The 13,551-nt window shown below is 68.7% G+C and carries 13 protein-coding genes; 9 read left to right on the plus strand and 4 right to left on the minus strand.

Translation table 11 applies throughout. From position 1 onward, the window contains the following. Window positions 1–45 precede the first annotated feature (45 nt). Entirely contained in the window at window positions 46–684 is a 639-nt protein-coding gene (locus I1A62_RS35890; RefSeq protein WP_219456964.1) for an alpha/beta fold hydrolase, read from the plus strand. A gap of 41 nt (window positions 685–725) precedes the next feature. Continuing rightward, window positions 726–1,622, plus strand: coding sequence for an alpha/beta fold hydrolase (locus tag I1A62_RS35895; RefSeq protein ID WP_219456965.1), 897 nt, complete (start codon window positions 726–728; stop codon window positions 1,620–1,622). A gap of 10 nt (window positions 1,623–1,632) precedes the next feature. Here I1A62_RS35895 and I1A62_RS35900 read toward each other — a convergent pair whose 3' ends face one another. Next, window positions 1,633–2,220, minus strand: a complete 588-nt coding sequence (locus I1A62_RS35900; RefSeq protein ID WP_124395238.1) for a phosphoribosylanthranilate isomerase — start codon at window positions 2,218–2,220, stop codon at window positions 1,633–1,635. Between the two features lie 67 nt (window positions 2,221–2,287). Between I1A62_RS35900 and I1A62_RS35905 the strand changes: the two genes are divergently transcribed. The 4 genes from I1A62_RS35905 to I1A62_RS35920 all read left to right on the plus strand — a co-directional run bounded on the left by I1A62_RS35905 (window position 2,288) and on the right by I1A62_RS35920 (window position 6,117). Then, on the plus strand, window positions 2,288–3,592 hold the full coding sequence (locus I1A62_RS35905) for an esterase family protein (protein ID WP_219456967.1): 1,305 nt from the start codon (window positions 2,288–2,290) through the stop codon (window positions 3,590–3,592). Between the two features lie 27 nt (window positions 3,593–3,619). Further along, a complete protein-coding gene (locus I1A62_RS35910) occupies window positions 3,620–4,345 on the plus strand; it encodes an ABC transporter substrate-binding protein (protein ID WP_124395236.1) in 726 nt (241 codons plus the stop codon). Between the two features lie 85 nt (window positions 4,346–4,430). After that, a complete protein-coding gene (locus I1A62_RS35915) occupies window positions 4,431–5,669 on the plus strand; it encodes an acyl-CoA dehydrogenase family protein (protein ID WP_219456970.1) in 1,239 nt (412 codons plus the stop codon). A gap of 70 nt (window positions 5,670–5,739) precedes the next feature. Then, window positions 5,740–6,117, plus strand: coding sequence for a VOC family protein (locus tag I1A62_RS35920; protein ID WP_072947554.1), 378 nt, complete (start codon window positions 5,740–5,742; stop codon window positions 6,115–6,117). Window positions 6,118–6,120: 3 nt separating this feature from the next. Here I1A62_RS35920 and I1A62_RS35925 read toward each other — a convergent pair whose 3' ends face one another. Beyond that, on the minus strand, window positions 6,121–6,927 hold the full coding sequence (locus tag I1A62_RS35925) for an alpha/beta fold hydrolase (protein ID WP_124395266.1): 807 nt from the start codon (window positions 6,925–6,927) through the stop codon (window positions 6,121–6,123). 62 nt (window positions 6,928–6,989) lie between these two features. Here I1A62_RS35925 and I1A62_RS35930 point away from each other — a divergent pair, with 62 nt between their 5' ends. After that, window positions 6,990–7,460, plus strand: a complete 471-nt coding sequence (locus I1A62_RS35930) for a nucleoside deaminase (protein ID WP_124395234.1) — start codon at window positions 6,990–6,992, stop codon at window positions 7,458–7,460. A gap of 32 nt (window positions 7,461–7,492) precedes the next feature. Here the strand turns inward: I1A62_RS35930 and I1A62_RS35935 are convergent, their stop codons facing one another. Both I1A62_RS35935 and I1A62_RS35940 read right to left on the minus strand, forming a co-directional pair. Further along, entirely contained in the window at window positions 7,493–9,091 is a 1,599-nt protein-coding gene (locus I1A62_RS35935) for an ABC-F family ATP-binding cassette domain-containing protein (RefSeq protein WP_124395233.1), read from the minus strand. A gap of 141 nt (window positions 9,092–9,232) precedes the next feature. Continuing rightward, on the minus strand, window positions 9,233–9,799 hold the full coding sequence (locus I1A62_RS35940; protein ID WP_124395232.1) for a hypothetical protein: 567 nt from the start codon (window positions 9,797–9,799) through the stop codon (window positions 9,233–9,235). A gap of 94 nt (window positions 9,800–9,893) precedes the next feature. Here I1A62_RS35940 and I1A62_RS35945 point away from each other — a divergent pair, with 94 nt between their 5' ends. Continuing rightward, on the plus strand, window positions 9,894–11,702 hold the full coding sequence (locus I1A62_RS35945) for a penicillin-binding transpeptidase domain-containing protein (RefSeq protein WP_124395231.1): 1,809 nt from the start codon (window positions 9,894–9,896) through the stop codon (window positions 11,700–11,702). Window positions 11,703–11,798: 96 nt separating this feature from the next. Further along, on the plus strand, window positions 11,799–13,478 hold the full coding sequence (locus tag I1A62_RS35950; RefSeq protein WP_219461618.1) for an NTF2-like N-terminal transpeptidase domain-containing protein: 1,680 nt from the start codon (window positions 11,799–11,801) through the stop codon (window positions 13,476–13,478). Window positions 13,479–13,551: the final 73 nt, after the last annotated feature.

Below are 13,551 nucleotides of genomic sequence, written 5' to 3' on the forward strand. Positions count from 1 at the left end.
ACGGCCCTGTAGTGGAATGCCGGCACGGCCCGGCTTTCCACTACCGTGAACCGCATGAGCGAGTTGCTGGAACGCGACGGCGTGCGTGGACATCTCCACCGCCCCGCGGGAGACGCGTCGGCCGGGCTGGTCCTGACGCACGGAGCGGGAAGTGACTGCGACACAAAGCTGTTGCGTGCCGTAACCGAGGGGTTCGTGGAGCGGGGAGTGGTGGTCCTGCGGTTCGACCTCCCGTTCCGGCTGCGCCGCGCGTCGGGCCCGCCGCACCCGTCGAAGGCGGCGGAGGACCGGGAGGGCATCGCGGCCGCGGTGTCCGTGATGCGGGAGTTGGTCCCGGTGCCGGTGTGGGCAGGTGGGCACTCGTACGGCGGGCGTCAGGCGTCCATGCTGGCCTCGGAGCGTCCGGGTCTCGTCGACGCCCTGCTCTTGCTGTCGTACCCGCTGCATCCACCGGCCAAGCCGGAGAAGCTCCGCACCGAACACCTGCCCGGCCTGCACACCCCGGCCGTCGTTGTGCACGGGTCGAAGGACCCGTTCGCGACTCCCGACGAAATGCGGTCGGCACTCGCACTGATCCCCGCACCGACGACGCTCGTCGAACTCGAGGGCGCCCGGCACGATCTGGCCCCGGACAGGTTCCCGGTGGTCGAACGCGCGGTCGCGGCCATGCTGGACCTTCTATAGGGCGGCCGAGAGCGTCCGCCCGTGATCGGTATGTTCGGTGAATGAGCAACGAGCAGTCGGACGCGCCCCAATGGTTCACGACGGCAGTGGCGGCCCCGGTCGACATCGGCCGCGTGGACGTCGCCGGCGCGGAGGTTCACTACCGTGCGTGGGGTCCGACGGGCACTCCCGGACTCGTGCTCGTCCACGGCGGCGCCGCCCACAGCCGGTGGTGGGACAATGTGGCACCCATGCTGGCCACGGGCCGCCGCGTCGTCGCGCTCGACCTGACCGGGCACGGTGACAGCGACCGCCGCCCGGAATACGGACTGGAACGGTGGGCGGAGGAAGCACTCGCCGTGGCCAAACCGGCAGGCATCTCGGGGGCACCGGTGCTGGTCGGGCACAGCATGGGCGGCATGGTGTCGTACGTGGCCGCGCAACTGTTCGGCGAGGACCTGGCCGGTGTCCAGTTGATCGATTCGCCCGTCCTCGCGCGCACACCGGAAGAGGAAGAAGCGCGGAAGCAGCGGGCCTTCGGTCCGAAGAAGGTCTACCCGTCCCGGGAGGTGGCGCTGGAGCGGTTCCGGTTCGTCCCGCCGCAGGACACCGCGGTGCCCGCCGTCCTGCGCCACGTCGCGGAGACCTCGATGCAGGAGGTGGACGGCGGGTGGTCGTGGAAGTTCGATTCCTCGTTCTTCTCCCGCGAGGGCAGCGGCCATCTGGGCGCATCCGACCCGCGCTGCCGCCTCGCCTACTTCCGCGCCGAGAACGGAATCGTCACCGACGAGATGATGGACAGCATGCGCAGCCGGTTCGGGCCGACCGCGGTGGTCGTCGAGATCCCCGACGCCGGACACCACGTGATGATCGATCAGCCGCTCGCGCTGGTCGTCGGTATCCGGACGGTGCTCGCGTCGTGGGACGTGGAGGATTCCGTGGCCGGGATGCCGCGCTGAATCAACTGACTCAGTCGCCGGACCGCACGGCCGCGACGAACTGCTCGATCAGCGCCGCATCCTTCACCCCGCGGGACGATTCGACGCCGCTCGACACGTCGACACCCCACGCGCCGGTCGCGTCGACGGCTGTCCGCACGTTGTCCGGATGAAGCCCGCCGGCGAGGATCCATTCGCCGTCGGGTCTGCTCTGGTTCGCCCAGTCCCAGGGCACGCCGGCCCCGGCGGTGGCCCCGTCGACGAGGATGCGGTCTGCTCCGAAATCGCCCGACGTGTCACCGGCGACGACGGCACGGATCACGCCGAGCCCCGCCTCCCGCAACCGGGTGACGTCGTCGGCGGAGGTCAGGTCGTGCACCTGGACGGTGCCGAGACCTGCCGCGCGGGCGACCTCGATCACCTCCGGCACGGAACTCCCCTTGAACACGCCCACCGCGACGGTGTGGCCGGTGACCCGGCGGACCAGCGGTGCGGCGTCGTCGGGCGAGATCCGGCGGACGCTGTCGGCGAACACGAAACCCACGGCGTCCACGCCGAGGCGCACGGCCAGATCGACGGAGGCCTCGTCACGCAGACCGCACACCTTGATGAATGTCACGCCCACAATTTTAACGGTCGCTCCGACTCGCCGACGCAGTGCGGGTTCGCGCTCTAGGCTTCGTGAGGTGGACTGGCTCAGCGACCTCAGCGTGATCACCGGGCCTCTGCCCTGGATCCTCACGGTGATCGGTGCGCTCGGTGTCGTGTGGCTGCTCGCCGCCCGCGCACCGTGGTACCGCAGGAAGGCGATTCCGATCTGCCTGGCCGTGTCGGTGGTCGTCACCGTCGTCCTGTACGTGATGGTCGAGAAGGTTCTCCGGCCGTTCCCCGACCCCATCGAGATCTCCATTTACGTGTGGATCGGTCTGGGGCTCCTGGCGATCATCCTGCTCGTGCCGCGGATCCGCGCCGGCCGGACGGTGAAGGCCGCCGTCGTGTCGGTGCTCGCGGTCGTCGCCGTCCTCCTCGCGTCGGCGACGCAGGTCAACCTGGTGTTCGACGCCTACCCCACGGTGGGCACGGCATTCGGGGCGGAACCGTTCGACCGGGTCCAGATGAACGACCTCGGCAGCGCCACCGAGAACGTGGTGACGGGAACACCGCTCGACGCGTCGTGGACAGCCCCGCCCGGGATGCCGTCCGAGGGGCGGGTGCTGACGGCGTCCGTTCCCGGGACGGCGTCGGGGTTCGGTGCCCGCGACGCCGAGATCTACCTGCCGCCCGCCTACTTCGCCAATCCGCGCCCGCTGCTGCCCGTGCTCGTGATGCTGGCCGGTCAGCCCGGCTCGCCGGAGGACTGGTTCGCCGGCGGCAAGCTCGCCACGACGATGAACGAGTTCGCCGCGAAACACGACGGGCTGGCCCCGATCGTGGTGGTGGCGGACGGCACCGGTTCGCAGATCGCGAACCCCCTGTGCACCGATTCGAAGCTGGGCAACGTGGCCACGTATCTGGCGAAGGACGTTCCGGCCTGGGTGAAGTCGAACCTGCAGGTGAACCCGGACCCGAAGGCGTGGGCGATCGGCGGCCTGTCCTACGGCGGCACCTGCTCGCTGCAGATGGCCACCAACTATCCCGACGTGTATCCGACGTTCCTCGACATCTCGGGTCAGGAAGCGCCCACCCTCGGCGACCACCAGCGCACCATCGACGATGGATTCGGCGGTGACGAGGCGGCGTTCAAGAAGGTCAATCCGCTCGACCTGATGGCGTCGAACAAATACCCGGACACGGCCGGGGTCTTCGTGATCGGCAGCGACGACGACGCCTACAAGCCGGGGGCGCAGAAGGTCTATCAGGCCGCGAAGAACGCCGGCATGGACGTGCAGTACGTGGAAGTGCCGGGCGGGCACAGCTTCGCCGTGTGGTCCGCCGGGCTGGAGAAGGAATTGCCCTGGCTGGCACAGCGGTTGGGGCTGATCGGCTCGTAGGCATTCGCCACGGCGGAGAGGGGCGACATGACGGCGGCAGCGAAGGTACTGCGGGTCGGTTCGGCCCTGCCCGACCCGCCGTTCGAGTTCCGCGACGGTGCGGCGCCTGCGGGTTTCGACGTCGAGTTCACGCGGGCGCTCGCGCGGGAACTCGGCCTCGACTGGTCGCTCGTCCCGTACCGCGGCACCGACTTCAACGGAATCTTCGACGCACTGGCGGACGGCGAATTCGACTGCATCGCCTCGGGAACCACCGTGACGCCGGATCGGCGGGAGCGCGCCGATTTCTGCGCCCCGTACCTCGTGTCGGGTCAGTCCCTCGCCGTCGACACGTCCCGGCATCCGGGCGTGTGCGGGGTCGACGACCTGCGCGGCCTGACCGTCGGTGTCCAGCACGGCAACACCAGTCAGCCGATCGTGGAGCGACTGGTCGCGGAGGGCCGCGCGGGCGCGATCCGGGTGTACGCCTACGACCGGATCGGGCAGGCCCTCGACGACCTGTCCTCGGGCGGATGCGACGCCGTCATGAAACTCGCGCCGGTCCTCACCTGGCTGGTCCGGGACCGCCCGCACGTCGAGGTGGTCGAACGGGGCATCTCCCGGGAGGAGATCGCCGTCGCCGTCCGCACCGGGGATCACGCGCTGCGCGACCGCATCGAGTCGGCGCAGCGCGCCCTGGCCGCGGACGGCACCCTCGACCGGTTGCGGTCGACGTGGCTCGGGATCGGTGAAACGGAAGGTGGCTCGGCATGATTCCGTCAGGCACACCTGTCCAAGAATAGGAACGTGTTCTATATTTGCGGCAACCCTTTGTCTCTCGGCGACTGGAGTGCCCGGCATGTATGAGTGGTCAGATACCGACCTGATGTTCCGCGACGCGATCCGCGGCTTCATCGACAAGGAGATTCGACCGCACGTCGACAAGCTGGAGACCGGTGAGCTGCCTCCGTTCGACATCATCCGCAAGCTCTTCGCCACCTTCGGCCTGGACGAGATGGCCCGGGAGGCGCTCACGAAGTCCCTGGACCGCGAACGCAGCGGCGACGCGGCATCCGGCGCGAAGGAGGAGAAATCCGGCGGCCTCGGCGGCGCGGGCAGCATGGGCGTCATCATGAACGCCGAACTGGCGGGCGTCAGCCTCGGGCTCGTCGCCTCGCTCGGGGTGAGTCTCGGGCTGGCGGCGGGGACCATCCGCAGTCGCGGGACGCTGGCGCAGAAGGAGCGCTGGCTGCCCGGTCTGGTCACGTTCGAGAAGGTCGGGGCGTGGGCGATCACCGAGCCCGACTCCGGCTCGGACGCGTTCGGTGGCATGAAGTCCTACGTGCGCCGCGACGGCGACGACTACATCCTCAACGGGCAGAAGACGTTCATCACCAACGGTCCCTACGCCGACGTCATCGTCGTCTACGCGAAACTCGACGAGGGGGACTCGTCCGTCGATCGCCGCGACCGGAAGGTCCTCGCGTTCGTCCTGGACGCGGGCATGGACGGGCTCACGCAGGGTGCGCCGTTCAAGAAGATGGGCATGAACTCCTCGCCCACCGGGGAACTGTTCTTCGACAACGTGCGCGTCACCCGCGACCGACTGCTCGGCGAGACGGAGGACGGCGGCAAGTCGGACGGCAAGTCCAGCGCGAAGGAGAACTTCGCGGCCGAACGGATCGGTATCGCGTCGCTGTCACTCGGCATCATCAACGAGTGCCACCGGCTCTGCGTCGACTACGCCAAGTCCCGCACGCTGTGGGGCAAGGAGATCGCCCAGTTCCAGCTCGTCCAGCTCAAGCTGGCCGAGATGGAGATCGCGCGCATCAACGTGCAGAACATGGTCTTCAACGCCATCGAGCGCACGGCGGCGGGGGATCGGGTGAGCCTCGCGGAGGCGTCGGCGATGAAGCTCTACTCCTCGCGGGCCGCCACCGAGGTGGCGATGGAGGCGGTGCAGCTGTTCGGCGGCAACGGCTACATGGCGGAGTACCGGGTCGAGCAACTCGCGCGCGACGCGAAGTCGCTGATGATCTACGCCGGCAGCAACGAGATCCAGGTGACGCACATCGCGAAGGGCCTGCTGGCGATGTGAGGTCCGGACCCCGGGAACAAATGTCGTACGGCGTACGTTAGTGGGGTGTCGTCAACGAAAGGACACCACCGTGAAGGTCACCGCGAGCGCACTGTCGCTGAACGTCGCCGACCCCGTCGCGTCGGCCGAGTTCGCCAAATCCCACCTGGGCTTCGTCGAGGAGATGGCCGCCGAGGGCTTCGTGTCGCTGAAGCGTGCGGACGTCGGCTTCAATCTGGTCTTCCTGAAGACCGGATTGGAGACGTTCAAACCCGCGCGGATCGCCGGTGACGCCGGCCAGGGGCTGCTGATCGCACTCGTCGTCGACGGCATCGACGGCGAATACGAGCGACTGCAGGCGGAGGGCGTCCCGATCGTGACGCCCATCGAAACCGAGCCGTGGGGCGAACGCTACTTCCAGATGAGCGACCCGAACGGGGTGATCATCCAACTGGTCGAATGGGTGTAGCGGTCACACCGCAGCGAGAAACGGCTCGACGGCCGCGAGCACCTCGGTGCTCGCGGCCACCGCCGTCGAATGGTCGAAACCGGGCAGGATCGTCAGCGACGCACCGGGAATCAGCGCCGCCACCCGCCGGGTGTCGCCGATCCGCTCAGCATCGTTCGAGCCGACGAACAGCAGAGTGGGGACGGCGATCCGGCGCAGGACGTCGTCGTCGACCCCCGGCTCCACACCGGAACGCCGCATGTACGCGGCGAGCGCCTTCGCGTCGTTCGCCATGAACGCAGCCCGCGTCCCGGCGTCGATCGGCCACCCGCGCCGGGCATTCCACTGCCCCAGGAACGCCTCCATACCGTCCCGCTCGAGGACGTCGATGCAGCCCGGGAAGAACAGCCGGTCGAACGCGCCTGCCTGCGGGAGGCTGCTGCCACCGCCGACGATCAGGCTCTCCAGGCGTTCGGGCGCGCCGACCGCCAACGCCAGCGCGACCCGGCCGCCGAGCGAATACCCCAGCACGTGCGCGCTGGGCAGCTCCAGGTGGTCGAGGACCGCCAGGACGTCGCCGCTGAGCAGATCCATCGCGTACGCGTCCTCGTCGTGCGGCTTGTCGCTGCGCCCGTGGCCCCGCAGATCGACCAGGATCAGCCGGTACCGATCACGCAGCGCGGCGACGTAACCGAATCCGCGCCAGATCGCGTGGGAGAGGGCCGTGCCGTGGACGAGGACGAGCGGTTCCCCGTCGCCGACGGTCTGGTACGCGATCCGGACGCCGTCGACGGGATTGGTAGCGTGCTGCACCCGCCCAGTCTGCAGCACGCGCGTCGCGGCCGACTCGCGGAGTGCACTCGGGCGCACAGGTCGGGGGCGATACTGGTGGCATGCCGATTCCCCCGAATCCCGCGCTCGATCCCGAGGAACTGCTGGCCGTCGCGATCGCCGAGGCGGAACTCGGCAAACGGGAGGGCGGAATCCCGATCGGGGCCGCGCTGTTCGCCGGCGACGGAACCCTGCTGGGCCGCGGCCGCAACCGGCGGGTCCAGCACGGCGACCCGTCCGTCCACGGGGAGACCGACGCGTTCCGTGCCGCCGGGCGCCAGCGTGACTACCGCTCGACGATTATGGTGACCACCCTGTCGCCGTGCTGGTACTGCAGCGGACTGGTCCGGCAGTTCAACATCGGCGCGATCGTCGTGGGGGAGAGCGTCACGTTCACCGGCGGTCACGAATGGCTCCGCGAGAACGGCGTCGACGTGACCGTTCTGCGCGATCAGCACTGCATCGACCTGATGGCCGAATTCATCGAGAGCAGGCCCGCACTCTGGCACGAGGACATCGGCGTCGCCGAATAGCTCTCGCCCGTGCGCCTTTCTGGTAGCCGGGACTACCCGAAAGGCGCACAAGCGCGAAGCGCCTCCCCGGTCAGTTCCAGCCACCGGGTGACACCGATGTCGTGGAGGAACTGCCGGTCGTGGCTGACCACGATCAGCGCGCCGCGGTAACTGCGCAGCGCCTGCGTGAGGTGCGCGAGGCTCGGCAGGTCGAGGTTGTTCGTCGGCTCGTCCATCAGCAGCAGTCGCGGGGCGGGTTCGGCCAGCAGGATGGTCGCGAGGGCGGCGCGCAGCCGTTCCCCGCCCGACAACGCGGACGCGAGAACATCGGAATCGTTGCCCCGGAACAGGAACCGGGCCAGCTGGGCGCGGATCTGTTCCTGCGACGCGTGCGGCGCCGCCGCGGCCACGTTCTCGGCGACCGTCAGCGACTCGTCGAACACGTCGAGTCGCTGCGGCAGGGCCTTGAACGGCACCCGCGGTCCTGCTGCCACGACGGCGTCGAGCAGGGTCGTCTTTCCGACGCCGTTACGTCCGACGAGGGCGATCCGCTCGGGACCGACCACGTCCAGCGTCACCTGCTGTCCGCTGCGCAGGCCTAGGTCCCGGACGGAGACCACTTCCTGACCCGAGTACACCTCCGTCGCGGGCAGGTCGATGCGCACCTCGCGGTCGTCCCGCAGGGCGCTCTCCGCTTCCGTCAACGAATCCCGCGCGTCGTCGACCTTCGCGATGTGATTGTTCCGCAGCTTTCCCGCCGACTCCTGTGCTTGCCGCTTCCGCAGTCCCATCACGATCTTCGGTTCACGCTTGTTCTCGAACATCTTCTGCCCGTACCGCTTACGGCGGTCGATCTTGATGCGGGCCTCGACGAGTTCCCGCTTCTGCTTCTGCATGTCGCTGCGGGCGTCGCGCACCGCGGCCCGCGCGGCCTCCTGCTCCGCCTCCACGATCTCCTGGTACGCGCTGAAGTTCCCGCCGAACATGCGGATCTCGCCGCCGCGCAGTTCCGCAATGGACGTCATGAGATCGAGCAGGGCACGGTCGTGGCTGACTACCAGCAACGTGCCCGGAAACTGTTGCACCACCTCGTAGAGCTTGCTGCGGGACGCGCCGTCGAGGTTGTTGGTGGGCTCGTCGAGTAGTAGCACCTCCGGTTCCCTCAGCAGTTGCGCGGTGAGCCCGAGCAGCACGGTCTCACCACCGGACAGGGTGCCGACGGTGCGGTCGAGGTCGGACGTGCTGCCGAGCACCCGCTCGAGACCGAGCCGGTGCAGGGTCGACACGGCCCGCTCCTCGATGTCCCAGCGGCCGGTCGCGGCATCGAAATCCTCGGGGGTGCCGTCGCCGGACTCGATGCGGTGCAACGCCGCCCGAAGATCGTCGATGCCGAGGATCCGGTCGATCTTCAGCGTGGGGTCGAGTGTGATGTCCTGCGGCAGGTACGCCACCTCGCCCTGCGCCGTCACCGACCCGCGGTCGGGACACAGGCGCCCGGCGATCAGCCGGAGCAGCGTGGATTTGCCGGAACCGTTGAGGCCCACCAGGCCGGTGCGTCCGGGGCCGAAGACGGCGTCGAGGCCGTCGAAGACAGGCTCGCCGTCGGGCCAGGTGAACGTGAGGTCGGACAGGGACAGATGTGACTGGGCCATGGAGTACTCCCGAGGTGTGTGCGGATGAAGACTCGCGTGACTACCTCGTCAGGAGCAATGGACCGTTCCCCTCTGTCTGACGCGCCCGGTGCGCATCGGTGACGTTCACGATAGGACGCCGCCGATGCCCGCGCAATCGAATTAAATCTGGGGGCCGTCGGCCCGGAGTTCGTCCACCTTCGCCATGGCCTCGCGCAGTTCGGCCAGCCACTGTTCGCTGTGCTGGCCTGCCAGGCGCACCGTCCACATCAGCGCGTCCGACCGCGACCGCGCCACACCGGCGTCGACGAGCGTGTCGAGAACCTTGCGTTCGGGTTGGCGGAGCCGGGTCATCACCGGAACGGCGAGGTGGGTGAACAGCGTCTTGTGGTCGTCGAGGCTGACGCCCCACGCGACCTTGCGCCCGTAGCGCCGCTCGGCCTCGTCCGCGATGCGCATCCGATCGCCCCGGGTCGTTTCGCGGAAGCGCGAGATGCGCCCCTCGATCGCGGCCTCGGAACCGGATTCGGCGGACTCGACGGGCGGCAACTCGCCGACCACCACGATCTCCTCCCGGTCGACCTCGATGGTCGCGGGGCCGGTGAACCAGTCGTCGGGGAGGCGGCCGGCGAACCACTCGGCCGCGTCGCTCGCGTCGGGGACGTCCGCCTGCTGCCATCCACCGGGGCGGCCGAAGCGGCGGGGGCCCGGACCTTGTGCGTTCTTCATGGCGTCCTCCTGGGAGCCGGGTGCCACCATCACTGTGATGCAGCACTGATTACATGATTACACCGATTATTCGAAGCGCGCCACCACGTCAGGCATGATCGAGTCCGTGCGCACCTCAACCGTTCGTCACAGCCCCATCCGTCCCACCCCCACCCGGAAGGCGACCGCCGGAATCGCCGTCCTCGCGACGGTGCTCTCCGCCTGCGGACTCTTCGGGCCGGACCAGCCCGACACCGTGTCGCAGCAGTTCGCCGACGCCCTGAACAGCGACGACGTGCAGGCCGCCGCCGCACTCACCACCGATCCGGCCGCCGCCACCGCCGCGATCACGGCCATGTACGACGGGCTCGGAAACAAGGACGGCACGTACACCCGCACCGACGTGCAGGAGTCGGGCGACGACGGCGGAACGTTCACGATGGACGTGTCGTGGCCGTTCGCCCCGGGGCAGGAATGGAAGTACAGCACCACCGGCAACGCCACCAAGGACGGCGACGACTGGAAGATCGTCTGGGACCCGGCCGTGCTCGCACCCGGACTCACCGACGACACCACCGTCCGGTACACCACCACGACGGGCACTCCGCCGAAGGTCCTCGCCGCGGGTGGCGCCCCGATCCTCGAACAGCAGGTCGTCACGCTGGTCAACCTCGACCAGGGCGCCGACACCGCTGCGGTCGCGTCGCTGCTGTCGCCCATCGCGCCGACCATCACCGCGGCCTCGCTCCAGCAGGACCTGGCCGGCGCCCAGGGCAAGCCGGTCACCGCCATCTCGCTGCGGGCCGAGGACCTGGCGCCGATCGAACCGCAGCTGCGGCAACTCGCCGGAGTCACGCTCGCCCCGCAGACCAGGCTGCTCAGCACGGACAAGGCGCTGGCCTCGCCCACCCTGGCGGGGCTCGGCGACCTGTGGCAACAGGGTCAGGACGCGTCCGCGGGCTGGGCGGTGCAACTGGTCGGTCAGGACGGTTCGGCGAAGAGCGTCGCCGGAGAGCAGGGCCCCGACGCCCCCGACATCGCGACGACCCTCGACCTCCCGATGCAGATGGCCGCCGAACGGGCGCTCGCCGACGTCCCGCAGCAGGCCGCGATCGTCGCCCTGCGACCCTCCACGGGTGAGGTGCTCGCGGTCGCGCAGAACGCCCCGGCCGACGCGCTCGGCCCGATCGCGCTCACCGGCCTCTACCCGCCGGGATCGACGTTCAAGACGGTGACGACGTCCGCCGCGCTGCAGGCCGGCGCCGCCACCCCCGACACCGTCCTGCCCTGCCCCGGCACCGAGAACATCGAGGGCAGGCAGATCCCCAACGACGACGAATTCGACCTCGGCGCGGTCCCGCTGCACACCGCGTTCGCGCGGTCGTGCAACACCACCATGGGACGGCTCGCGGTCGGGTTGCCGCCCGACGCCCTGCAGAAGGCTGCGCTGCAGTTCGGGCTCGGCGTCGACTACGTCACGCCCGGACTGACCACCGTCACCGGCAACGTGCCGATCGCCGACAGTCCCGCCGCCCGGGTCGAGTCCGGTATCGGGCAGGGGCAGGTGACTGCGTCGCCGTTCGGGATGGCTATGGTGGCCGCATCGATCGCGGACGGTTCCACGCCGGCGCCGATGATCGTGCAGGGACAGCCCGGCGCCGCCGACAAGACGGCGCCCGCCGTGCCTGCGAACGTCACGGCCGACCTCCGGACGATGATGCGCGAAACTGTGACGGGAGGTACCGCTACTGCGCTGCAGGACATTCCGGGACTTCTCGGCAAAACGGGCACGGCCGAGTCCGGAAGTGGTCCCGCTCACGGCTGGTTCGTCGGAATCAAGGACGACCTAGCATTTGCCGTCTTTATTGCAACAGGTGACAGTTCGGCCCCTGCTGTGCAGGCTGCGGGGCGTTTTCTTCGATAAACCCGTTCACGCGTTGCTGTTCGGGGATAAGTTGTGGCTCAACCGTAACTCCTTCGTAGGCAAATGGTGCTTGTTACGCATGTGACTGAAAGCAAGATGGTGGACATGGGGAATGGACGATCGCTTGGCCGCCGTAACAGATACGTGATCGCCCTGACGTCGGCTGTCGTTCTGGCGGTAATTCTGGCGTCGTGCGTGCTGTCGAAAGAGGAGGCGACCGCGCAGTCGGTCGTCGACGATTTCGTCAACGCACTCAACGAGGGCGATGCCGCTGCCGCTGCAGCGCAAACCTCCTATCCCAACGCCGCGGAGACGGCGATTCAGCAGATGTTCGACGGCCTCCATCCCGAGGACGCCAAGTTCGACGTGACCCAGTTCATGGATCTCGGCTCGGATTCCGGCTTCTTCACCGTCGGTGCCGCTTGGCATTTCGGTGAGGGCAAGGATTGGACCTATCAGGTTCAGGGCGGCGTGCGGAACCTGTCCGTCGGCTGGCGCATCTCCTGGGATCCGTCGATCCTGGCTCCCGACCTGGGCAACGGGCGCGTCGTCCGCTACGACCGGACGGACGCCGCACCGCCGCGGGTCTTCGACGCTGTCGGCGGGTTGCTCATGAACGAGCAGACCATCAACTCGGTCACCCTCGATCCCGCGACGATGCCCGATCCCGTCGCCACCACCCGGCGTCTGGCGGAGGTCCTCGAGCCGGTGGCTCCCCTCGTGACGGCCGACTCGATGATGGCGGAGATGGCAGAGAAGCCCGGCCAGCAGGTCACCGCCGTGCTGTTGCGCGACCAGGACTGGCAATTCCTCGAGGAGGACCTCGCGATCCCCGGCGTCGTCACCATCAAGACGCCGAAGCTCATCACGTCGGATCGGCGCATCACGACGCCGCTGCTGGATCCGCTGCGCAAGGTGTGGCAGGCCAACCGGGACGAGACGGCCGGCTGGGCCGTCCACCTCGTCGACCCCGACGGCACGCTCATCCCGCAGGCCGGTTTCCAGGGCCCGCCCGGACCGGACATCGTGGCGACGGTGGACTCCCACCTGCAGCTGGCAGCCGAGGAAGCCGTCGTCAGCGTCGGCACGCCCGCGGCGATCGTCGCGATCCAGCCGTCCTCCGGCGCCGTTCTGGCCGCCGCGCAGAACAACCAGGCGATGGAGCAGGGGCCGATCGCGTTCCAGGGTCTCTACAACGCCGGATCGAACCTCGACCTGGTGAAGAGGGCCGCCGGACTGCAGAAGGGCGTCGACCCGTCCTCGCTGTCGATCGAGGACATCGAGAAGGCGGGCAATCAGCTCGGGCTCGGCATGAACTACAAGATCCCGGGCCTCGACCATCAGACCGCCGTCTTCACCGCCGACCAGTCGGGCATGAATCAGGTGATGAACCGCAAGGACAGCGACCTGCCCGCCGTGACGCCGTTCGGGATGGCCATGCTGGCCGCGTCGATCGCACGGGGCAGCGCGCCGGCACCGATGATCGTCCAGGGGCAGCCGGGCACCACCGACGTGGCCGCTCAGCCGCTTCCGGCGAACATCAACGACCAGTTGCGGGGCATGATGCGCGACAACGTCGTGCGGGGCGGGGCGTCGTTCCTCAACGGCTACCCGGACCTCATGGGCATGAACGGTGCGAGCGGCGACGACCGCTGGTTCTACGGCTCACGCGGCGATCTGGCCTTTGCGGTCTTCGTCGCCGACGCCGACGGTGGCGACCGCGCGGTGAAGATGACCGACATGCTCTTCCGTGAGATGGCGAAGCCGGCGAACTGACAGGGCGGGGACTGTCCGCGCTGACGGGCGGACCGTCCGCGCTGAGGGAGTAAGTGAGCAAGGGTAAGTTTCT

It is taken from the genome of Rhodococcus sp. USK10 (assembly GCF_019378875.1).
Classification (GTDB): domain Bacteria; phylum Actinomycetota; class Actinomycetes; order Mycobacteriales; family Mycobacteriaceae; genus Rhodococcus_F; species Rhodococcus_F pseudokoreensis.

What these genes read in the sequence shown, in the direction of transcription:
- I1A62_RS35895 (WP_219456965.1), top strand. Translation starts at nt 726, where the DNA reads ATGAGCAACGAGCAGTCGGACGCGCCCCAATGGTTCACGACGGCAGTG.
- I1A62_RS35910 (WP_124395236.1), top strand. Translation starts at nt 3,620, where the DNA reads ATGACGGCGGCAGCGAAGGTACTGCGGGTCGGTTCGGCCCTGCCCGAC.
- I1A62_RS35915 (WP_219456970.1), top strand. Translation starts at nt 4,431, where the DNA reads ATGTATGAGTGGTCAGATACCGACCTGATGTTCCGCGACGCGATCCGC.
- I1A62_RS35930 (WP_124395234.1), top strand. Translation starts at nt 6,990, where the DNA reads ATGCCGATTCCCCCGAATCCCGCGCTCGATCCCGAGGAACTGCTGGCC.
- I1A62_RS35935 (WP_124395233.1), bottom strand. Translation starts at nt 9,091, where the DNA reads ATGGCCCAGTCACATCTGTCCCTGTCCGACCTCACGTTCACCTGGCCC.
- I1A62_RS35940 (WP_124395232.1), bottom strand. Translation starts at nt 9,799, where the DNA reads ATGAAGAACGCACAAGGTCCGGGCCCCCGCCGCTTCGGCCGCCCCGGT.
- I1A62_RS35945 (WP_124395231.1), top strand. Translation starts at nt 9,894, where the DNA reads ATGATCGAGTCCGTGCGCACCTCAACCGTTCGTCACAGCCCCATCCGT.
- I1A62_RS35950 (WP_219461618.1), top strand. Translation starts at nt 11,799, where the DNA reads ATGGTGGACATGGGGAATGGACGATCGCTTGGCCGCCGTAACAGATAC.